Source organism: Isoptericola sp. b515, from assembly GCF_030588125.1.
In the GTDB taxonomy this organism is placed as follows: domain Bacteria; phylum Actinomycetota; class Actinomycetes; order Actinomycetales; family Cellulomonadaceae; genus Isoptericola; species Isoptericola sediminis.
This window is the reverse complement of record NZ_JAUQYR010000003.1, coordinates 470,622-492,499: the sequence shown is the minus strand read 5'-3', so window position 1 is coordinate 492,499 and position 21,878 is coordinate 470,622. Positions and strand designations below refer to the sequence as shown.

At 73.5% G+C, this 21,878-nt stretch carries 16 protein-coding genes; 14 read left to right on the top strand and 2 right to left on the bottom strand.

What is annotated here, in order from left to right:
- Positions 1 to 65 precede the first annotated feature (65 nt).
- From Q6350_RS11310 to Q6350_RS11300, 3 genes are all read left to right on the top strand, one after another.
- Positions 66 to 932: an SGNH/GDSL hydrolase family protein gene (locus Q6350_RS11310; RefSeq protein WP_305066208.1), complete on the top strand. Its 867-nt coding sequence runs from the start codon at positions 66 to 68 to the stop codon at positions 930 to 932.
- 69 nt (positions 933 to 1,001) lie between these two features.
- Positions 1,002 to 1,223, top strand: coding sequence for an SCO4848 family membrane protein (locus Q6350_RS11305; protein ID WP_305066207.1), 222 nt, complete (start codon positions 1,002 to 1,004; stop codon positions 1,221 to 1,223).
- A gap of 39 nt (positions 1,224 to 1,262) precedes the next feature.
- Positions 1,263 to 2,054: a Ku protein gene (locus Q6350_RS11300; protein WP_304604325.1), complete on the top strand. Its 792-nt coding sequence runs from the start codon at positions 1,263 to 1,265 to the stop codon at positions 2,052 to 2,054.
- Positions 2,055 to 2,063: 9 nt separating this feature from the next.
- Here Q6350_RS11300 and Q6350_RS11295 read toward each other — a convergent pair whose 3' ends face one another.
- Positions 2,064 to 2,594 carry a TetR/AcrR family transcriptional regulator gene (locus Q6350_RS11295; RefSeq protein WP_304606948.1) on the bottom strand — a complete coding sequence of 177 codons (531 nt, stop codon included), beginning with the start codon at positions 2,592 to 2,594 and terminating at the stop codon, positions 2,064 to 2,066.
- A gap of 103 nt (positions 2,595 to 2,697) precedes the next feature.
- Between Q6350_RS11295 and Q6350_RS11290 the strand changes: the two genes are divergently transcribed.
- From Q6350_RS11290 to Q6350_RS11250, 9 genes are all read left to right on the top strand, one after another.
- Entirely contained in the window at positions 2,698 to 4,248 is a 1,551-nt protein-coding gene (locus tag Q6350_RS11290; RefSeq protein ID WP_304606949.1) for an MFS transporter, read from the top strand.
- Positions 4,249 to 4,305: 57 nt separating this feature from the next.
- Positions 4,306 to 6,012, top strand: coding sequence for a metallophosphoesterase (locus Q6350_RS11285; protein ID WP_305066205.1), 1,707 nt, complete (start codon positions 4,306 to 4,308; stop codon positions 6,010 to 6,012).
- Between the two features lie 21 nt (positions 6,013 to 6,033).
- A complete protein-coding gene (locus Q6350_RS11280; protein WP_171247924.1) occupies positions 6,034 to 6,732 on the top strand; it encodes a metal-dependent transcriptional regulator in 699 nt (232 codons plus the stop codon).
- A 75-nt stretch (positions 6,733 to 6,807) separates the two neighbouring features.
- Positions 6,808 to 8,013 carry an MFS transporter gene (locus Q6350_RS11275; RefSeq protein ID WP_305066204.1) on the top strand — a complete coding sequence of 402 codons (1,206 nt, stop codon included), beginning with the start codon at positions 6,808 to 6,810 and terminating at the stop codon, positions 8,011 to 8,013.
- A gap of 14 nt (positions 8,014 to 8,027) precedes the next feature.
- Complete coding sequence (locus tag Q6350_RS11270) at positions 8,028 to 8,684, top strand: vitamin K epoxide reductase family protein (RefSeq protein ID WP_304604320.1); 657 nt, start codon at positions 8,028 to 8,030, stop codon at positions 8,682 to 8,684.
- Positions 8,685 to 8,796: 112 nt separating this feature from the next.
- Positions 8,797 to 11,778, top strand: a complete 2,982-nt coding sequence (leuS, locus tag Q6350_RS11265; protein WP_304607148.1) for a leucine--tRNA ligase — start codon at positions 8,797 to 8,799, stop codon at positions 11,776 to 11,778.
- On the top strand, positions 11,765 to 13,297 hold the full coding sequence (locus Q6350_RS11260; protein WP_305066203.1) for a DUF3375 domain-containing protein: 1,533 nt from the start codon (positions 11,765 to 11,767) through the stop codon (positions 13,295 to 13,297). The genes leuS and Q6350_RS11260 overlap by 14 nt, the downstream gene beginning before the upstream one ends.
- Positions 13,290 to 13,997: a DUF4194 domain-containing protein gene (locus tag Q6350_RS11255; protein WP_305066202.1), complete on the top strand. Its 708-nt coding sequence runs from the start codon at positions 13,290 to 13,292 to the stop codon at positions 13,995 to 13,997. The genes Q6350_RS11260 and Q6350_RS11255 overlap by 8 nt, the downstream gene beginning before the upstream one ends.
- Positions 13,994 to 17,362, top strand: coding sequence for an ATP-binding protein (locus tag Q6350_RS11250; protein ID WP_305066200.1), 3,369 nt, complete (start codon positions 13,994 to 13,996; stop codon positions 17,360 to 17,362). Before Q6350_RS11255 ends, Q6350_RS11250 begins: the two co-directional genes overlap by 4 nt.
- 15 nt (positions 17,363 to 17,377) lie before the next feature.
- On the opposite strand, the gene Q6350_RS11245 is transcribed toward Q6350_RS11250, so the two are convergent.
- A complete protein-coding gene (locus tag Q6350_RS11245) occupies positions 17,378 to 18,190 on the bottom strand; it encodes a hypothetical protein (protein WP_305066199.1) in 813 nt (270 codons plus the stop codon).
- A gap of 142 nt (positions 18,191 to 18,332) precedes the next feature.
- On the opposite strand from Q6350_RS11245, the gene Q6350_RS11240 reads away from it, so the two are divergent.
- Together Q6350_RS11240 and Q6350_RS11235 are read left to right on the top strand one after the other, a co-directional pair.
- Positions 18,333 to 20,810: a glycogen/starch/alpha-glucan phosphorylase gene (locus tag Q6350_RS11240; RefSeq protein ID WP_304604316.1), complete on the top strand. Its 2,478-nt coding sequence runs from the start codon at positions 18,333 to 18,335 to the stop codon at positions 20,808 to 20,810.
- Positions 20,811 to 20,951: 141 nt separating this feature from the next.
- Positions 20,952 to 21,863 (top strand): DegV family protein, encoded by a 912-nt coding sequence (locus tag Q6350_RS11235; protein WP_305066198.1) that lies wholly within the window; start codon positions 20,952 to 20,954, stop codon positions 21,861 to 21,863.
- Positions 21,864 to 21,878 lie beyond the last annotated feature (15 nt).

Genomic DNA, 21,878 nt, shown 5'->3' with positions numbered 1-21,878 from the left:
GATCGTGATACTCGGTACCGGTGCTCACCGTCGAGCGCCGGACGAAACAACGAAGGAGTTGTCTCATGCCCCTCGCCCCCCGTCGACGGTTGGCCGCCGCGCTCGCGTCCGCCACCGTCCTCGTCGCCGGCTGCCTCGTCCCGGCGGCCGCGGCCGCCCCGCCCCCCGAGGAGTACGTCGCCCTCGGCGACTCCTACTCGGCCGGGTCGGGCATCCTGCCGCTGGCCCCGGACGCCCGACCGGTCTGCCTGCAGAGCACCCGCAACTACCCGCACCTGGTGGCCGACCGGATCGGTGCGGACCTGACCGACGTCAGCTGCTCCGGTGCCGAGACGGGGGACCTCTACCGGAACCAGCACCTGTTCGTGCCCGCCCAGCTCGACGCGCTCACCTCCAAGACCGACGTCGTCACGCTGACCATCGGCGGCAACGACAACAGCACGTTCATCAGCGCCATCCTCAAGTGCGGGTCGCTGGGTGCGCTCACGGTGGGCTTCGGCAGCCCGTGCAAGAACACCTACGGGAGCCACTTCACCGACCAGGTCGAGCAGGTCACCTACCCCGCCGTGCGGCAGGCCCTGCTGGACATCCAGGAGCGCGCGCCGAAGGCCGAGGTCGCCATCGTGGGCTACCCCTGGATCGTGCCGGCGGAGAAGGGCTGCTTCGCCAAGATGTCGATCGCGCAGGGCGACATCCCCTACCTGCGCGACCTGCAGGCCACCCTCAACGGCGTGATCGAGCAGGCCGCCGCCGAGACGGGGGCGACGTTCGTCGACATGGCGGAGCGCAGCGAGGGCCGTGACGCCTGCGCGCCGTACGGGGAGCGGTGGATCGAGCCGATCCTCTTCGGCACCAACGTCGTGCCGGTGCACCCCAACGCCCGCGGCGAGGCGGGGATGGCCGACGCCGTCCTCGCGACGCTCGGCCGCTGAGGAACCGCGGGGCGGCGCGCTCGTCGGCGCGCCGCCCCGCGCCCGGCCCCGGGTGGGATACTCGTCGCCGTGGAGATCCCCGTCGCCTGGTCGCTCGTGCTCGTCGTCGCCGCCGTGTGGAACCTCGTGGTGTGGCCGCCGTTCTGGAAGCGGGTCACGCGCGACCCGCGGGCCCGTGACGACGCCGCGCGGCCCACCCGTTTCTACACCGTCCACGCCGTGCTGGTGGGGGTGTCCCTGCTCCTGGGTGCCCTCGTCGGTGTCGTGGGGGTCCTGGGCCTGCTCGGCTGACCGGTCGCGTCCGGTGACCGCCCGCGTGACCATGGGGTGATGAGGGCGATCTGGAAGGGCGCCGTGACGTTCGGGCTCGTGAACGTCCCGGTGAAGATCTACAGCGCCACCGAGGACCACGACGTGTCGCTGCACCAGGTGCACGACGCCGACGGCGGTCGCATCCGCTACCGGCGCGTGTGCGAGGTGTGCGGCGAGACGGTGCCGTACGAGCACATCGACAAGGCCTACGACGACGGCGAGCACGTCGTGGTGCTGACCCGGGCGGACTTCGCCGCGCTGCCGGCGGAGTCGAACCGCGAGATCGAGGTCGTCGAATTCGTCCCCAGCGACCAGGTCGACCCGATCCTGCTCGACCGGTCCTACTACCTCGAGCCGGACTCGAAGAGCCCGAAGGCCTACGTGCTGCTGCGCCGCACCCTCGAGGAGACCGACCGCACCGCGATCGTGAAGTTCGCGCTGCGTCAGCGCACCCGGCTGGCGGCGCTGCGCGTGCGCGAGGAGGTGCTCACGCTGCAGACGCTGCTGTGGGCCGACGAGATCCGGGCGGCGGAGTTCCCCGCGCTCGACGGGTCGACGTCGGTGAGCGACAAGGAGCTGGCGATGTCCGCCCAGCTCGTGTCGGCCTACGAGGCGGACTTCGCGCCCGAGGAGTACACCGACGAGTACCAGGCCCAGCTGCGGCAGCTCATCGACGCGAAGATCGAGCAGGGCGACACGGTGGACGCCGCCGAGACCTTCGGCGAGCAGCCGGAGGGTGAGGGCGCCGAGGTCGTCGACCTGATGGAGGCGCTGCGCCGCTCGGTCGAGGCCCAGCGCCGGACGGGCTGACGGCGGGCGTCAGCCCGTGGTCGTCCGACGCAGGCTGTCGACGAGGGTGAGCAGCTCCTCCAGCGGCGGCGGTGCGGCGCCCAGCGACGTGCGGTGGTAGATCCCGTCGGACAGCAGCACGACCGCCCGGGCGACGGCGGGGTCACCGACCTCCTCGACGACGGCGTCGGTCCACGCCTGCTCGGCCGCGTCCAGCGCTCCGCGGGCCCGGGGGTACGCACCGCGGGCCAGCTCGGCGACCGCGAGGTAGGCACGGTCGAACTCGTGGCCGACGTCGGAGGAGGTGCGCAGCAGGTAGTGCACCGGGCCCTCGCGATCCGCGCGCATCGCGGCCGCGTCGGCGGCGATGAGGTCGGTGAGCTGCTCGACGAGCCCGTCGACCAGGGCGTCCTTGGACCCGAAGTGGTAGAGCAGGCCGCCCTTGGAGACGCCGGCGTGGTCGGCGACCGCGTCGAGGGTGGCGGACCGTTCCCCGGAGGTGACGAGGAGGTCGGTGAACGCCTCGAGCACCTTTGCTCGAGCTGCGGGAGGGGGAGGCATGGTTGCACCCTACCGGCGGACTCGTTACTGTACCGACTAGACGGTGCAGAAGTCCGACGCGACGCGTCGCCCTGGCCGTCCCGTGCTCGTGAAAGGCCTCCCCATGGCTCAGATCCTCACGGCACCGGCCTCCTCGACGACGACCCCCGCCACCGTTCCCGCGGCCACCCCGGCCGCCCCGGTGCGGCGGTGGGTCGCGCTCGCCGTGCTCATGCTGCCGGTGCTCCTCGTGTCCATCGACAACACCGTCCTCAGCTTCGCGCTGCCGCAGATCTCGGCCGCGCTCGAACCCGGCGGCACCCAGCTGCTGTGGATCGTCGACGTCTACTCGCTCGTGCTGGCCGGCCTGCTCGTCCCCCTGGGCTCCGTCGCCGACCGCGTGGGCCGCCGCCGCCTGCTGCTGACCGGTGCCGCCGGCTTCGCCGCCGTGTCCGCACTGGCCGCCTTCGCGCCCAGCGCCGGTGCGCTCCTGGTCGCCCGGGCGGGCCTCGGGTTCTTCGGGGCCATGCTCATGCCCTCGGTGCTGTCGTTGCTGCGCAACGTCTTCACCGACCGCACCGAGCGCCGGCTCGCGGTCGCCGTGTTCGCGTCCACGTTCACCGTGGGGTCCGCTGTCGGCCCGATCGTCGGTGGCGTGCTGCTCGAACACTTCTGGTGGGGCTCGGTCTTCCTGCTCGCGGTGCCGGTGCTCGCGCTGCTGGTCGTCCTGGCACCCGTGTTCGTGCCCGAGTCCCGCGACCCGGCGCCCGGCCGCGTCGACCCGGTGTCCATCGCGCTCGTCATGGCCGCGATGCTGACGGTCGTGCTCGGGATCAAGACGCTGGCCAAGGGCGACCTCCTCGGTCTCGCGGAGCTCACCGTGGGCCTGGGCGTCGGGGTGGTGTTCGTCCGTCGCCAGCTCCGGCGGCCGGACCCGATGCTCGACGTGCGGCTGTTCGCCCACACCGCGTTCACCGGCAGCGTGCTGGTCAACCTGCTGTCGGTCTTCGCGCTCGTGGGATTCCTCTTCTTCGTCTCCCAGGACCTGCAGCTCGTCCTCGGTCTGTCCCCGGTCCAGGCCGGGCTCGTCCTCGTGCCGGGCACGGTGACCACGGTCGCGGCCGGGCTGTCGGTGGTGCGTCTCGTGCGGCGTGTCCGGCCCGCGGTCATCGTCGCCTCCGGGCTCGCGGTGTCGGCCACCGGCTACCTCGTGACCGCTCTGGTCGCGGGGCGCGGCGAGGCGGGCTGGATCGCGCTGGCGTTCGTGGTGCTCGCGCTCGGTGTCGGGATGGCCGAGACGATCTCGAACGACCTCATCGTCTCCAGCGTCCCGGCCGAGAAGGCCGGCGCCGCCTCGGCGATCTCCGAGACGGCGTACGAGCTGGGCGCGGTGCTCGGCACGGCCGTGCTCGGCGGCATCCTCACGGCCTCGTACCAGGCGGGCGTCCGGGTGCCCGACGGCGTGGCGCCCGGCGCGGCGGCGCGGGCGACCGAGACGCTCGGCGGGGCGACGAACGTCGCGGCGACGTTGCCCCCCGGCCAGGCCCGGGCCCTGCTCGACTCGGCGCACGCCGCCTTCGGCAGCGGTGTCGTGACGACCTCGGTCATCGGCCTCGTCGCGGTGCTCGCCGCCGCCGGGATCGCCCTGGTGACGTTGCGGCGCGCCACCGCCTGACCGGCCGGCGGGGTCGTGGACGGAACGGCGCGGGATCGGTGTCAGGATGGTGGCACGATGACCGATCGCCGTGAACCGCCCCGTTGGCTGCGTTGGACCCTGGTGGCCTCCGCGGCCGTCGTCGCCTGCCTCGTCTACGGGGTCACGACCGCGTCGGCCGAGCTCAACCTCGGCCCGCACGAGGCCCTCTACGAGGTCGACACCGACGGCCTGGTGGTGACCGACCTGGGCCCGCTGGGCACCCTCGAGATCGACTCGCCCCTGCCGCTCGGCCTGGGGGCGGACATCACGGTCAAGGAGATCCCGGCGGACCTCACGGCCGTCGACCAGGCCTCGACGCTGGACCGCCTGGTCGGCGACCTCGACCGCTACCTGCAGTTCTACGACAGCCCCGAGATCACCATCGACGCCGCCACCCGGGCGCTCGTGGCGTCGGCGATCCGCCGGTCCGTGGCGGCGCTCGCCGTCGTGGGGCTGGCCGGGTGGGGCCTGAGCGCCCTGCTGGGCCGACGCCGTCGGAAGGAGCTCTCGGCGGTGCTGGCGCCGCGGACCTGGCAGCTCACCGCCGGGGTGGTCGTGGTGGCGGTCGTCGGGGCGACGGTCGTGTCCGGTGACGAGGCACCCGTGCGGTCCGGCCGTCCGGCGTCCGAGGTGTTCGCCGGGACGGCGCTGGAGGGCGCGCGCATCACCGGGCGGCTGGCGTCCGTGGTCGACACCTACGGCGGCCAGCTCCTGGAGCTGTACGACGACAACGAGGCCTTCTACGCCGCCGCCGACGACGACCTGCACCAGGCGTGGCGGTCCTGGCTGATCCGGGACGCGGTGCGGACCAACCTCGGCGACGTGTCCGCGAGCGGCGACGACGTGGTGACGATGCTCGTGGTCTCCGACCTGCACTGCAACACCGGCATGTCGACCCTGATCAGCTCGGCCGCGACGCTGGCCGGCGCCGACGTCGTGCTCAACGCCGGGGACACCACGATGAACGGCACGGCCGTGGAGAAGGCGTGCGTCGACTCGTTCGCCGCGGCGGTCCCGGACGGCGTGCCGATGATCGTCGCGGACGGCAACCACGACTCGGTCCTGACCTCCGAGCAGGAGGCCGCGCACGGCCAGACGGTGCTCGACGGGTCCGTCGTCGAGGTGGCGGGCGTGCGCATCCTGGGCGACCGCGACGCGCTGGAGACCCGCATCGGCGAGGGGACGTCGGTCGCGCGCGAGCGGACCCCGGCGGAGCAGGCGGAGGACCTGGCCGAGACGGCGTGCGAGGACGGTGACGTCGACCTGCTGCTGGTGCACACGCCGGTGGTGGGGACACCCGCCCTGGAGTCCGGCTGCGTGCCGTTCCAGGTCTCGGGGCACACGCACCGTCGGGCCGGTCCGGAGCAGGTGGGCCAGGGGATGCGGTACGTGTCCGCCAGCACGGCGGGCGCCGCGTCGGGCCAGGCGACCGTCGGGCCGCTGCGCGGGACGGCCGAGATGACGCTCCTGCGCGTCGATCCCGAGGAGGGTCGTGTGATCGACCTCCAGGTCATCACGGTGGACCCGGACGGCCAGGCCACGGTGCACGACCGGGAGCCGGTGCCGCCCGTGGTGCCCGCCGTGGGCCAGCTCGACCGCACGACGCCGTCGGAGGGTCCGTTCGACACGTCGCAGGACGACCCCTCGTCCTCCCCGGACCCGACGGAGACGGGCGGCGCGACCGGCGACGACGAGGTGCGGCCCTCGCCCTCGGCGAGCCCGGTCGGCCCGATCGCGCCGTAGGCCACCACGTAGGCTGCGGGTGTGAACGACACCGACACCGCCGGCCCGGCCGACCTGACGCCGGTGGCGCAGGACTACCTCAAGGCGATCTGGTCCGCGCAGGAGTGGACCGACGACAAGGTCACGACCGGCCTGCTCGCCGACCGCCTCGGTGTCGGGCCGTCCACCGTCTCCGAGACCGTCCGCCGCCTGACGGCGCAGGGGCTGCTCGGCCACGAGCCCTACGGCGGTGTCTGGCTCACCGAGGAGGGGAGCCGCCACGCGTTGACGATGGTCCGGCGTCACCGGTTGCTCGAGACCTGGCTGGTCCGTGAGCTCGGCTACGGCTGGGACGAGGTGCACGACGAGGCCGAGGTCCTCGAGCACGCGGTCTCCGACCGGCTGGTCGAGCGGATCGACGCCCGGCTGGGCCACCCCGTCCGCGACCCGCACGGCGACCCGATCCCGACCGCGGACGGGCGCGTGGTGCGCCCCGACGCCGTCCCCCTGGCGGACCTGGCCGAGGGGGAGCGGGGTGCGGTGGCCCGGATCTCGGACGCCGACCCGGACGCGCTGCGCTACCTCGCCGGCCTCGGCCTGGAGCTCGACGTCGAGGTCACGGTCGAGCGACGCCGTGACTACGCCGGGACGCTCTCCCTGACCTGGACCGGTCCGGACGGGCCGGTGGCGGTGGACCTGGGTCATCTCGCGGCCTCGCGCGTCCGGGTGGTCCGCGCGTAGGCTGGTCGGCATCCCCGACGACGTGCACCCCCTGAGGCGTGCGGCGTCGTCGAATCGTTTCGAGAGGATGTGATCGTGACCGTCGCACCGCCCCGTAGCCCCACTCGCGGTTCGGTCCAGGGCGCCGGCTGGGCCCTGTTCGCCCTGGCCCTCGGCGGCTTCACCATCGGCACCACCGAGTTCGCCACGATGGGTCTGCTGCCCCAGATCGGGGCCGACCTGCAGGCCAGCGACCCCGTCGTCGGGCACGCCATCACCGCTTACGCGGTGGGCGTCGTGGTCGGCGCACCGCTGCTCACGGTGGCCGCGGCACGGATGTCCCGCCGTCGGCTCCTGCTGCTGCTCATGGGGTCGTACACGGTGGCGAACGTGCTGTCCGCCGCCGCCCCGAGCATCGAGTGGCTGGTGGCCGGGCGGTTCCTCGCCGGACTTCCGCACGGCGCCTTCTTCGGCGTCGGGGCCGCCGTCGGGTCCGCGGTCGCGGGGCCGGGCCGCCGGGGACGCGCGGTGGCGATGATGATGACGGGACTCACCGTGGCGAACGTCGTCGGGGTGCCGATCTCCACCGCCGTCGGCCAGGCGTTCGGCTGGCGCGTGGCGTTCGTGCTCATCGGCGTCCTCGGTGGGATCACGCTGCTGGGGCTGTGGCGGTTCGTGCCGGAGCAGGGGCCGGTCGAGAGCAGCGTCCGCCAGGAGCTGGGCGCGCTGGCCAACGGCCCGCTGTGGGTCGCGTTCGTCGGTGGGGCCGTGGGGTTCGGCGGGCTGTTCGCGGTCTACACCTACGTCGCACCCACCGTGACCCGCGTGGCCGGCATGGGCGAGAGCTCCGTGCCGTGGGTGCTCGCCGTCATGGGCGTGGGGATGACCGTCGGCACCCTGCTCGGCGGCCGGCTCGCCGACCGGTCCGTCGTGGGCACCGTGCTGGGCGGCTTCGTCAGCACCGGGCTGTCGCTGGTGCTGTTCGCGCTCACCGCGACGAGCCCGCTCGGGGCCGTGGCCGGGCTCTTCCTGCTCGGGGTCACCTCGCAGGTGCTGGGGCTGGCCATGCAGACACGGTTGATGGACCTCTCGCCGCGGGCGCAGTCCCTGGGCGCGGCGCTGTGCCACTCGGCCCTCAACGTCGGCAACGCCGGCGGTGCGTTCGTCGGCGGGCTGGTCATCGCCGGCGGCTGGGGGTACGTGGCGCCCGCGTGGGCCGGCCTGGGGCTGACCGTCGTCGGTCTGGCCGTCGTGCTGGTCTCGCTGCGCACGCCCCGCCCGGCTCCGGCCCGCACCGTGTGAGGTACCGTCACCTCGTGACCGAGATCTCCGCGGACGCGACGGGCGGCAGCCCGGGCGCCGACGACGCCGCGGCTCCCGCGACGGGGCCGCGCCCGCTGGCCACCCGCCCCTACGCCCTGCTCCTCGTGGTGCTCGGGGCGGTCGGCTTCGGCGGAGCGCTCTGGCTGGCCATCGAGCGGATCCTCAAGCTGCAGGACCCGGACCGGGTGACCTCCTGCTCGATCAACCTGTTCCTCGACTGCGGCGTCGCCATGGAGTCGTGGCAGGGGTCCCTGCTCGGGTTCCCCAACCCCTTCATCGGCGTGGCGGCGTTCCCCGTGGTGATCACGACCGGTGTCGTGCTGCTCACCGGTGCCCGGCTGCCGCGCTGGTACCACCTGTGGCTGCTCGGCGGCACCGTGCTCGGCCAGCTGCTCGTGTTCTTCCTCATGTGGACGAGCTTCTACGTGCTCGTGGCGCTCTGCCCGGCCTGCATGGTCGTGTGGACCGCCATGTGGCCGCTGCTGTGGTTCCAGGTCGTGCGGGCCGTCCAGGAGGGGGACCTCCGGGTGGGGGACGGGCTGCGCCGCATCGTCGTGGGCAACCGCGGCGTGATCCTCGTCATCGGCTACGTCGTGGCGGTCGCCTGGCTGCTCGTCGCCGTCGGCGCCGCGCTGGTCGCCTCGTTCTGAGCCGGGCCGCCGCCCGACGGCGAGGTCCGGACCGGCGAAAAGGCCGCGGGTCCCGGACGGCCCGGCCGGTAGACTCGCCCGGGTGAGCACGCCGAACGCCGACACCACGGACATGCCCGTCACCCCGCAGCGCCCGGACGAGCCGGTGCACCGGTACACCCCCGCCCTCGCGCAGGAGATCGAGCTGCGCTGGCAGGACCGGTGGGACGAGCGCGGCACCTTCTACGCCGCGAACCCGACCGGAGACCTCACGGGGGCGGGCGGTGCCCGGCCGACGGGTCGGCCGTTCTTCATCATGGACATGTTCCCGTACCCCTCGGGCGCGGGTCTGCACGTCGGCCACCCGCTCGGGTTCATCGCCACCGACGTCGTGGGCCGTTTCCGCATGATGTGCGGCGACAACGTGCTGCACGCCATGGGCTTCGACGCCTTCGGCCTGCCCGCCGAGCAGTACGCGGTCCAGACCGGTGAGCACCCCCGCCTGGTCACCGAGCGCAACATGGTCACCTACCGGCGCCAGCTGCGCCGGATGGGCCTGGGGCACGATCCGCGGCGCAGCTTCGCCACCATCGACGACGACTACGTGCGCTGGACCCAGTGGATCTTCCTGGAGATCTTCGACTCCTGGTACGACGCCGACGCCGAGCAGGCCGGGAAGCGGGCCGACGGCAGCCCGACCGCCCAGCGCGGCAGGGCCCGACGGATCGCCGAGCTGCGCGACGAGCTGGCCGCGGGCGCGCGTCCCGTGCCCGGCCACGACGGCGACAACACGGGCGGTGCCGTGTGGTCCGCGCTGGACGCGAACGAGCAGCGCGACGTGCTGGACTCCCAGCGGCTCGCCTACGTCGACTCCTCCCCGGTCAACTGGTGCCCCGGCCTGGGCACCGTGCTGGCGAACGAGGAGGTCACGGCCGACGGCCGCTCCGAGCGCGGCAACTTCCCGGTGTTCACCAAGAACCTGCGCCAGTGGAAGATGCGGATCACCGCCTACGCCGACCGCCTGGTCGACGACCTGGACCTGATCGACTGGCCGGACAAGGTCAAGGCGATGCAGCGCAACTGGATCGGCCGCTCGACGGGCGCCAACGTGACCTTCCACGTGGTCGGCGCCGGGGACGCGGACGCCGACGCCGCGGGCGCCGGTGGCGCGATCGAGGTGTTCACCACCCGCCCCGACACCCTGTTCGGCGCGACCTTCATGGTCGTCTCCCCCGAGCACCCGCTGCTGGACGAGGTGCCGGCCACCTGGCCCGACGGCACCCGCGAGGTCTGGACCGGCGGGCACGCCTCCCCGGCCGAGGCCGTCGCCGCCTACCGCCGCCAGGCAGCGGCCAAGACCGCCGTCGAGCGCCAGGCGGACGCCGGCAAGAAGACCGGCGTGTTCACCGGCCACCTGGCGGTCAACCCGGTCAACGGCGAGACGGTCCCCGTCTTCACCGCCGACTACGTGCTCATGGGGTACGGCACCGGCGCCATCATGGCCGTCCCGGGCGGTGACGACCGCGACTTCGCGTTCGCGACGGCCTTCGAGCTGCCCGTCGTGCACACCGTCGAGCCCGCGGGCGGTCTGCCCGAGGGGCACGAGGGCGCGTGGACCGGTGACGGCGTCACGGTGCGCTCGGCCAACGACGAGATCTCCCTGGACGGGCTGGGCGTCGAGGACGCCAAGGCGCGCATCATCGCCTGGCTCGAGGAGAAGGGCACCGGCCGCGGCACCACCACCTACCGCCTGAACGACTGGCTGTTCAGCCGGCAGCGGTACTGGGGCGAGCCGTTCCCGATCCTGTGGGACGCCGAGGACCGCCCGGTCGCCATCCCCACCGACCGGCTGCCCGTGAGCCTGCCCGAGGTGCCGGACTACGCCCCCCGCACGTTCGACCCGGACGACCGCGACTCCGAGCCGGAGGCGCCCCTGGGCCGCAACGACGACTGGGTGCACGTCACCCTCGACCTGGGCGACGGCCCGCAGCGGTACCGCCGTGACACGAACACCATGCCCAACTGGGCCGGCTCGTGCTGGTACTACCTGCGGTACCTGGACCCCACGTGGGGCTCCGACGACCGGGCCGACGGCACCCGCCCCGTGGTCGACCCGGCCCTGGAGGAGTACTGGATGGGGCCGCGGCACAACGACACCACCGGCCCGGCCGGCGGCGTCGACCTGTACGTCGGCGGCGTGGAGCACGCGGTGCTGCACCTGCTGTACGCCCGGTTCTGGCACAAGGTCCTGCACGACCTGGGCCACGTCAGCTCGATCGAGCCGTTCGGCAAGCTGTTCAACCAGGGCTACATCCAGGCCTACGCCTTCACCGACGCCCGCGGCGCCTACGTGCCCGCCGCCGACGTCGACGGTGACGAGCAGAAGGGGTGGACCTACGAGGGCCGCCCCGTCGAGCGCGAGTACGGCAAGATGGGCAAGTCGCTGAAGAACGTCGTCACCCCCGACGACATGTACGCCGAGTACGGGGCGGACACCTTCCGCGTCTACGAGATGGCGATGGGCCCGCTGGACCTGTCCCGTCCGTGGAACACCCGCGACGTCGTCGGGTCCCAGCGGTTCCTGCAGCGGCTGTGGCGCAACGTCGTCGACGAGACCGACGGCTCCCTGGTGGTCACCGACGACGAGCCGGACCGGGAGACGCTGAGGGCGCTGCACCGCACCATCGCGGACGTCCGCCTCGAGATGGAGCAGATGCGCCCCAACACGGCCATCGCCAAGCTCATCACCTACAACAACCACCTCACCGGGCTGGACTCCGTGCCGCGGGCCGCCGTGGAGCCGCTGGTCCTCATGGTGGCGCCCATCGCGCCGCACATCGCCGAGGAGCTGTGGGAGCGGCTGGGGCACCCCGACTCGCTGGCCCGGGAGCCGTTCCCGACGGCGCAGGACGAGTACCTGGTCGAGGACACCGTCACCTGCGTGGTCCAGGTCAAGGGCAAGGTGCGCGGCCGCATCGAGGTCTCGCCCTCGATCTCGGACGACGACCTGACGGCGGCGGCGCTGGCCGAGCCCAACGTCATGCGGGCGATCGACGGTGCCGAGATCCGTAAGGTGATCGTCCGGGCGCCGAAGCTGGTGAATGTCGTCGTCTGAGGTGGCGTCGGCACCGGGATCACGGCTGGCCGGGGCGCTCGCGGGGGTCGAGCGCGCCTTCGCCGCGCCCACCCTCGGGCTGCTGCACAAGGCCGAGGCGCCCCTGGTGGTCGCCGTGCTGCGCTGCGTCTTCACGCCGGACCGTCCCACCGTGGGCACCGAGCAGCTGCACGTGGAGGTGGACGACCTGCTCGCGGGGTTCCGGGCCGAGGCGGGGCCGCAGGCTCCCCGGGTGCCCGGCGATCCGGCGCGCGTGGTCTGCACGCGCTGGGTGCGCGAACGCTGGCTGGTGCGGGCGCTCGACGACGACGGGACCGAGCGCTACCAGCTCTCGAGCTACGCCACCGAGGCGCTCGACGTCGTCACGCGCACCCAGGGCGGCCGGGGCCTGGTCAGCGAGTCGCGGATCCGCACCCTGCTGGTCGCGCTCGACGACCTGGCCCGGGACGCCTACCCGGACCGCGAGGCGCAGATGCGCCGGCTGCGCGCCCGGATCGACGAGGCGCAGGGCGAGCTCGCGCGGCTCGAGGCCGGGGGAGAGGTCGAACCCGTCCCCGACGAGCGCCTCGGCGAGCAGTACGACCACCTGCTGTTCCTCGTGCGGGAGCTGCCGACGGACTTCGCCCGCGTCGTGGAGTCGCTGTCGGTGCTGCAGCGCGACCTGGTGACCCGGCTGCGCCAGGACGAACGGTCCACGGGCGTGGTCGTCGCCGAGTACCTGGACGCCTCGGAGAACCTCCTCGACGGCACGCCGGAGGGACGCGCCTTCGCCGGGGCCATGGAGCTGCTCGGTGACCCCGAGCTCCTGGACTCGCTCGAGCAGCGTGTCCGGCAGATCCTCGAGCACCCGTTCGCCGCCGAGGTCCCGGCGGCGCAGCGCGTCGCCCTGCAGGGCTTGCGCGCCCAGCTCGTCTCGGCGATCGAGGTGGTCCTGGCGGCCCAGGCCCGGGTCTCGCGCACGGTCACCGCCCAGATCCGCCACCACAACCCGCTGCGGGACCGGGAGGTCGACACCGCGCTGCGGGAGGCGACCGCCGCCATGGCGGACTGGTTCCCGGCCAGCGCGCGCGCCGCCCGCGTCGAGCCGTTGCGCTGGTTCGAGCGTGCCGTGCCCGGCCGGCTGCGCACCACGCTGCACGACCTGCGACCCGAGACGCCGCCCGAGGAGCTCGACCCCGGGGTCGCCGACGACGCCGGCGACACCGACGGGGCGATCGACGACCTGCGGGCCATGGGCGGCCCGCACCACCTCGACCTCGCCGCCCGGCTGGCCGCCCTGACGGCACCGAGCACGGTCGGGGCGGTCTTCGCACAGGGGCCGGCCGCCCTGCGGCGCCCGGTGGAGCTGCTCGGCTACCTGGACCTCGTCGCCGCGGACGGCGACGCCGACGCGACCGCAGGAGCCGGCACCGGCGACGTCCCCGCGGCCGACCTCGAACGCGTCACCGCCACCCGCGCCGACGGCACCACCCGCGACTTCGTGCTGCCCCGTACCCCGATCAGGAGGACCGATGACTGACGTCGCCGAGACCGAGGTGCCGCCGTCGGGCACGGGCGCCGACGAGCCCTTCGTGGAGGCCGCCGCGATCGAGGACGAGGACACCGCGCTGTTCGCCGGCGACACCGGCGTGCTGCCGTTCGAGGCCCGCCGCGTCCTGGCGCTCGTCATGCAGCGGCGGTACCTGTCGGCGGCCGAGCACCCGGCGGAGTGGACGGCGCTGCTGACCCACCAGCAGGTGCTGTCGTCCCGCCTGCACGACCTCTTCGTCGAGCTGGTCGTGGACCGCGACTACGAGATCGCGTACAAGCGCCAGGTGCGCCCGGACGGCCTCGCGGTCCCGGTGCTGCTGCGGGACGAGCCCTTCAAGCGGGTCGAGACGTTGCTCATGCTCTACGTGCGCAACCGGTACCACCAGGAGCAGGGCGCCGGGCACCCGGCCGCCTACGTCGACGCCGAGGAGATGACCGACTACGCGCTCGGGTTCCTCGCCCACGACGAGACCAACCTGGCGGCTCGGCACCGGGAGATCGACAACGCCGTCGCCGCCCTGGTGCGCGAACGCGTGCTGGAGGAGGTCGCGACCGGGCGCTACCGCGTCGGACCGGTCGTGGAGATCCTGCTTCCGGTCGACCGGCTGCGCGAGCTGACGGCCTGGCTGAGCGGTCAGGACGGAGCCGACCGGCACGACGGCGCGGCGGGGACGGGGGAGGACGCATGACCACCACGACGACGGTCCGCATGAACGACTCGCTGTTCGGGCTGATCCCCGCGGCCTCGGACGGGCGCCAGTGGACGGCCACCTCGATGCAGCTCGTCAACTGGGGCGGCTACCACGGGCACCACGAGGTGCGCTTCTCCCCGCGGGCGACGCTGCTGTCCGGGGCGTCGGGCTCGGGCAAGTCGACGCTGCTGGACGCCTACATCGCCCTGATGATGAGCCACACCACCCCGTTCAACGGGGCGTCCAACGGTGCGGCCGCGGGGCGGGCCCGCGGGCGCGAGCAGCGCAACGTCCTGTCGTACGCCCGCGGCAAGCAGGACGAGTCCCGGGCCGACGGCGCCACCAGCCGCGAGCAGGTGCTGCGCGGCGACGGCGTCGACACCTGGACGGCGATCGCGATGTCGTGGACGGACCAGTCCGGGGAGGTCTTCACCGCGCTGCGTGCCTGGTACGTCCCGCGCGGCGCGACGCGCAACGAGGAGTGCGTCGTCGTGCGGGCCACCGCCGACGGCGCGTTCGACCTGCGGGACCTGGAGGCCCTGGCGCCGGGGCGGTTCGCGCGCACCGGGCTGGCGGAGGCCGGGCTCACGCCGTTCGACACCGACATCGCCTTCGCCACCCGGCTGCACGCCGCGCTCGGGATCGGGGCGGCCGGGGACGGGCACCGGGCGATGCAGCTGCTCGGACGCATCCAGGCCGGACAGGCGATCACCACCGTCGACGCGCTGTACAAGGCGATGGTGCTCACCGAGCCGGAGACGCTCGAGGTGGCCGACCGCGCCGTGGAGCACTTCGACGAGCTGAGCGCCGTGCGCACCGAGATGCTCACCGCCACCCGCCAGGTCGAGGTGCTGCGTCCGATGCGCGAGCTGCGCGCACGGATCGACGACGCCGAGGCGGCCGTGGCGCTGCTCGACACGCTGGGCGCGCCGGGGTCGGGCGCCGAGGCCACCACCACACCGTTCAGCGTGTGGCGCGACCGCCGCCGGCTCGCGCTCGTCCGTGCCGAGGAGGAGGTCAACCGCGCCGCGCACCGCGCCGCCGAGGAACGCCGCACCGCCGCCGCCGCGCGGATCGCCACCGCCGAGTCCGACCTCGAGGAGACCCGGGCCGCGCTGCGACGCCAGGGCGGTGACGCCATCGAGGCGGCGGAGCGGGAGATCCGCCGCCGGTCCGAGGAGCTGGCGCAGGTGCGCACCGCCCGCGCCGGCCTGGAGACGCAGCTCGCCGTGCTCGAGGAGTCGGTGGGCTCCCGCCGTGACTTCGACCGCGTCCGGCGTGCCGCGCACGACCTGGTCGAGCACCGCACCGAGCGGTCCGCCGAGCTCGAGGACGCGGTCTACGGCGCCCGTCGTGCGGTCACGGACGCCGAGCAGCGGCTGGCCCGGCTGGAGCAGGAGGCGGCCTCGCTGTCCCGGCGTCGTGGCAACGTCTCCGCGGAGGACCACGCCGCCCGGGTCGCGCTCGCCGAGGCGGCCGGCCTCGACGCCGACGAGCTGCCGTTCGTCGGCGAGCTGCTCGAGGTCCGCGGCGAGTACGAGCCGTGGCGTGACGCCATCGGTCTGGCCCTGGGCGGCTTCGCCACCACGCTGCTCGTCGACGCCGAGCGCCTGGCGAACTTCCGGTCCGCGATCGACCGCGTCCCGCTGCGCCGCCGGTTGCGCTTCGAGGGCGTCCCCACGCACCGGCCCATGGGGGAGGACGCCGACCCGCGCACCCTGCCGGGACGGCTCGAGATCAAGGCCGGCCCGTTCGGCGGATGGCTCGCCGACCGGCTCGCGGACCGGTTCGACCACGTCTGCGTCGACGATCCGTCGGAGCTGCGCGAGCACCGGCGGGCGCTGACCCGCGCCGGGCAGATCGCCGACGGCAGCCGCGGTGCCCACGGCGGCAGCCCGCGGGGGTCCGTGCTCGGGTTCTCCAACGCGCGACGTCGTGACCGGCTGGCCGCCGACATCGAGTCCGCACGCACCGCGCTGCAGGACGCCGGCGCGGCGCTGGAGGGTGCACGGCTGCGGCAGGCGGCGCACACCGACGAGTTCGTCGCCGCCGGCCAGCTCCTGCGGCTGAGCTGGGAGGACGTCGACGTCGACGGGGCCGAGGAGGCCCTGGCCGTGCGGCAGGCGCGTCTCGCGTCGTTGCGCGACGGGTCCGACGTCGTGCGCGCCCTCGGCGACGACGAGCAGGAGCTGCGGGCCCGGCTGACCGAGCTGTACCGCGAGCGCGCCGACGCCGAGAACCGTGTGCGCGAGCTCGGCGAGCAGTGGGCGGCCATCACCGACCTCGTCGACCAGGTCACCGACGCCGTCGAGGGGGCCGAGGAGTCGGGCGTGGGGTGCACCGAGGTGCAGGAGCGCCGGCTCGAGTCGGCACTGACGGCGGTGGCGCCCGGCGACCCCGACCGGCTGCCGCTGGCCGCGCTGGACCAGGCGACCACCGCCGTGGCCCGCGAGCTGGTCCGCGACCGGGAGGCCTCCGTCGCGGCCGCGGAGGCCGCCCGGGCGGGTCTGCGCGGCGTGTTCGAACGGTTCTGCGACGCCTGGCCGCACCCCGACCTGGGGACGGACCCGGACGCGTCCTACGACGACTTCGCCCGGATCCTCGCCGAGATCGAGGACCAGCGGCTCTACGAGCTGACCGAACGGTGGTCGCGGACCCTGGGGCGGCTCAGCGGCCACGACCTGACCCTGCTGGGCAACGTGATGAGCCGTTCCGTCGCCCAGATCCGCGAGCGCATGGAACCGGTCAACCAGATCCTGGCGACCCTGCCGTTCCGCGACGACGCCCACCGGCTGCGCATCACCGCGCAGGTGACCGAGGCGCGGGACGTCGTGTCCTTCAGGCGTCGCCTGCGCGAGCTGGCCGCGGACCCGGGGGAGCAGACCCCCGCCGAGCGGCAGCGGCGCTACGAACGGATGGCACGGCTCATCGACCGTATCCGCCCCGACTCCCCGGAGCGGCGGAGGCTCGTGGACGTGCGCGAGCACGTGCGGATCAGCGCCGAGTGCGTCGACCTCGACGGGAACCACGTCTCGGTGTACGACCACATCGCCGGGAAGTCCGGCGGGGAGTCGCAGGAGCTCGTGGCGTTCATCGTGGGCGCGGCCCTGCGGTACCAGCTCGGTGACGCCGGGGCCGAGCGCCCCCGGTACGCGCCGGTGTTCCTCGACGAGGCGTTCATCAAGGCCGACGCCCGGTTCGCCGGACGTGCGGTCGGGGCGTGGCAGGGGCTGGGATTCCAGCTCGTCATCGGCGCGCCGCTGGACAAGGTCAGTGCGCTGGAGCCGCACGTGGACGTGGTGCTGCAGGCGGTCAAGGACCCGGCGGGCCGCTCCCGGCTGGTCACGCTCGTGGGGGCGTGACCGGCCGCGGATCGGTCACCGGCCGATCGGCCAGACGAACCGGATCTTGACGGGGGCCTCGGTGCGGGGCACGAACCGGATGCGGCCGGTGCGGGCGTCCTCCGCGGGCACGCGGATCGTGATCGTGCGCCACCGACCGGTCGAGGACCGGGCGTCGATCGTCCCGAGGCGCCGGCTGCCGACGTAGACCGTGGCGCGCCCGGCCTTCGGCCCGGTGCGCACCCGCAGGCGGACGCCGCGGACGTCCGTGAACCTGTCCTCGGTCTTCGTCGGGCCGCCCCACGTGGTGGTGAGGTAGGCGTACGGGTGGGTGAGTGCGCCGTTGTCCTTCACCAGGGTCGTGTCGACGAAGTCCATCAGGGGTGTCAGCGGCGCGGTGGTGCAACGGCGCTTCGACCACCGGCTGACGTTCCCGGCGGCGTCGCGGGCGCGGACGCGCAGGCAGTCCTGCTCACCGGGCTCGAGCAGGAGCCGGTACCTCAGCCTGTCGGGCGACCTCCACGTGGTCGAGCCGGGCGTGTGCCAGTGGCTGCCGGGGTGCCGCACCTGGACCTGGTAGCCGGTGACCCCGCTGTCGTCCCGGGACGCCGTCCACGTGGCCCGCGGCTTCCACCACCAGATGCCGGAGAAGTCGGGCTCCTTCGGCGGGAGCCAGCGCTTCTGCGTGACCTGGGGAGTCGTGGGCGGGGTGTCGTCGGCCGCCGTCGCGGCGGGCGCCGCGACCAGCGTCCCGGAGAGCGCCACGACGACGGTGAGGAGCACGCCGAGGAGGCGTCGGCGAACAGGGCGGGGACCGGCGGCCATGGGTGCTCCGAGGGGGCGCGACATCAGGATGAGCAGGACTATAGCGACATCCGTCACACGTCCCTGCAGGGCCGATGTGTCGGGCATGGTTCGCGGACGTGACGATCCGGCGTCCGCCGAGCACCACCCGAGGACAGCGCGCGGACGCGTAGGTAGTGTCACCCGTGTGACCGAATCGACCCCGCTGATCGCCAGCCCCGAGCCCTCCGTCGAGGGGTTCGTGCGCGAGTACCTGCGCGAGCTCAACTTCACCCAGGGCACGGTCCTGGAGCGCGCCAGCACGAACGACAAGTACCTGGCCCTGGCCCGTACCGTCCGCCACTACCTGATGGCGAGCTGGATGCGGACCACGAGCGAGCACCTGCGCACCCAGCCCAAGGCCGTGGCCTACCTGTCCGCGGAGTACCTGCTGGGCAGGCAGCTCGACAACGCCCTCATCGCGGCCGACCTCACCGACATCGCCTCCGAGGCGCTCGCCTCCCTGGGCATCGACGTGGCCGAGCTGCGCGAGGCCGAGGTGGAGCCGGGGCTCGGCAACGGCGGCCTCGGCCGGCTGGCCGCCTGCTTCATTGACTCGCTGGCGACGATGGCGATCCCGGCGATCGGCTACGGGATCCGCTACGAGTACGGCATCTTCCGGCAGAAGTTCGAGGACGGGTGGCAGGTCGAGAAGCCCGACCGCTGGCTCGACAACGGCTCGCCCTGGGAGTTCGCCCACCCCGAGCACGAGGTCACCGTCAGCTTCGGCGGTCACGTCGAGACGGTCTCCGAGGGGGAGGGCGCCGACGCCGTCGAGACGTCGCGCTGGGTGCCCGGCTGGGAGGTCCTCGGCGTGCCCTACAACTACATGGTCCCCGGCTACCGCAACGGGTGCGTCAACACGCTGCGGCTGTGGAGCGCCCGGGCCACGCACGCCTTCAACCTGGAGACCTTCAACTACGGCGACTACGCCGAGGCGGTGCGCGCCCAGACGTTCGCCGAGAACATCTCCAAGGTGCTCTACCCGGAGGACTCGACACCGCAGGGCAAGGAGCTGCGGCTCCAGCAGCAGTACTTCTTCGTGGCCTGCTCCCTGCGGGACTTCATCGACCAGCTCCTGCCGCAGGGGTTCGACCTGCACCGGCTGCCGGAGCGGGTCTGCTTCCAGCTCAACGACACGCACCCGGTCATCGCGGTGCCCGAGCTCATGCGGATCCTCGTCGACGAGGAGGGCTTCGCCTGGGACGAGGCGTGGGAGGTCACGCAGGGCTGCTTCGCCTACACCTGCCACACCCTGCTGCCCGAGGCGCTCGAGGTCTGGCCCGTCGACCTGCTCGGTCGGCTGCTGCCCCGGCACCTGGAGATCATCTACCGCATCAACGACGAGTTCCTCGAGGAGGTCCGCGAGGCCTCCGGCGACGACGCGGTCCTCGTGCGGCGGATGTCGATCATCGCCGAGCACCCCGGACGCGCCGTGCGCATGGCGCACCTGGCCACGGTGGCCGCGACGAAGGTCAACGGCGTCGCCGAGCTCCACTCGCAGCTGCTCCGCGACAAGGTGCTGGCGGACTTCGCCCGGCTGTGGCCGGAGAAGTTCACCAACGTCACCAACGGCGTGACCCCGCGCCGCTTCGTCCGGATGGCCAACCCGCGGCTGTCGGAGCTGATCACCGAGGCGATCGGTGACGGCTGGGTCACCGACCTCGACCGCCTGCGCGAGCTGGAGCCGCTGGCCGACGACCCGGAGTTCCGGCGTCGGTTCCGTGAGGTCAAGTCGGCGAACAAGGAGCGCCTCGCCGACTTCCTCGCACGGCGCGACGGGATCGAGGTCCCGGTCGACACGATGCTCGACGTCATGGTCAAGCGCCTCCACGAGTACAAGCGCCAGACGCTGCAGATCCTGCACGTCATCACCCTCTACGACGGGATCGTCTCCGGCCGCCTCGCGCTCGAGGACGTGGTGCCGCGCACCGTCGTCTTCGGTGCCAAGGCCGCCCCGGGGTACGCCATGGCCAAGCAGATCATCGGGCTGATCAACCACGTCGCGGCGGTGGTCAACAACCATCCGGAGGTCTCCCGGGTGCTGCGCGTGGCCTTCCCGGCGAACTACAACGTCACGGTGGCGGAGACGCTCATCCCGGCCGCGGACCTCTCGGAGCAGATCTCGCTGGCCGGCAAGGAGGCCTCGGGCACCGGCAACATGAAGTTCGCGCTCAACGGTGCGCTCACGATCGGCACCGACGACGGGGCGAACGTCGAGATCCGCCAGCTCGTGGGTGACGACCACTTCTTCCTGTTCGGTCTGACGGAGCCCGAGGCCGCCGCCGTCGCCGAGGCCGGCTACCGGCCGGCCACGTACTACGAGGAGAACGCGACGCTGCGGCGGGCACTCGACCTGATCGCCCGTGGCGAGTTCTCCGGCGGGGACCGGCAGACGTTCGAGCCGATCGTGTCCAACCTGCTCGGCGAGGACCGCTTCATGGTCCTGGCGGACTACCAGTCGTACCTGGACGCCCAGCAGCGCGTCGAGGCCGCCTACCGCGACCCGGACGCCTGGAGCCGGTCCGCGGTGCTCAACGTCGCACGGTCGGGTTTCTTCTCCTCGGACCGGTCGATGCGCGACTACCTCGACCGGATCTGGCACGCGGAGCCGCTGGAGTCCTGACCGCCGCCTCGCCGTCGGGCACCGGTGCGTCACCGGTGCCCGACGGCGGACCCGGCCCGCGCGGGCGGGGAAGAGACCCCGCAGGTCCACTGCCCGGCCCGGCGCGACCCCACGGGTGCCTGTGGCTACACTCGTGGCGACATGCGTGACCTACCGGCCGTCCGCGTCGTGACCGACTCGACCGCCTGCCTGCCCGGCCCAGGAGACCCGCCCACCAACTCGCTGCTGCCCGCAGAGCTGGCGCCCGTCGTCGTCCCCCTGCACGTGGTGACGGACGACACTGACCTGCGCGAGGGCGTCGACGTCCGCGCTGCCGAGGTCGCGGCGCGGATCGCCGAGGGAGAGCGGCTGACGACCTCGCAGCCCAGCACCGCCGAGTTCACCTCGGTCTACGGGGACCTCGCCGCCCAGGGCGCCCGCGCGGTGGTGTCGGTGCACCTGTCCGGCAAGCTGTCGGGCACCGCCGGGACCGCCGAGCGTGCCGGGCAGCGGGCGATGCTCCCCGTGCGCGTCGTGGACTCGCGCACCGCCGCGATGGGGCTCGGGTTCGCCGCGGACGAGGCGGCTCGCTGCGCGGCCGCGGGCTGCGACGCGAGCCACGTGGCCCGGCGGGCGGCCGAGGTCGCCGCCTCCGCGCGGACGACGTTCCTCGTGGACTCCCTCGACCACCTGCGCCGGGGCGGACGGCTCTCCGCCCCGGCCGCCGCTCTCGGCACCGCCCTGGGCGTCCGGCCCATCCTTACCCTGGACGACGGCGCGATCGAGCTGACCCAGCGTGTCCGGACCCGCCGGGCCTCGGTGGCCCGGCTCGTCGGGCTGGCGCTGGAGCAGGTCCGTGCGGCCTCGCGGCCCGCCGTCGCGGTGCACCACCTCGGAGCACCCGAGCAGGCGGCCGAGGTCGCCGCCGCGCTCGCCGACCGGCTCGGGTTCCTGCCGGTCGTCACCCCCGTCAGTGCGGTCCTCGGTGCGCACGTGGGGCCGGGAGCGCTGGCCGTGGTGGTCGTCGACCGCGGCGGCCACGTGCACGACCTGGAGCCCGGCGGCCCCTGGTAGCGGGCGCCGCGGCCA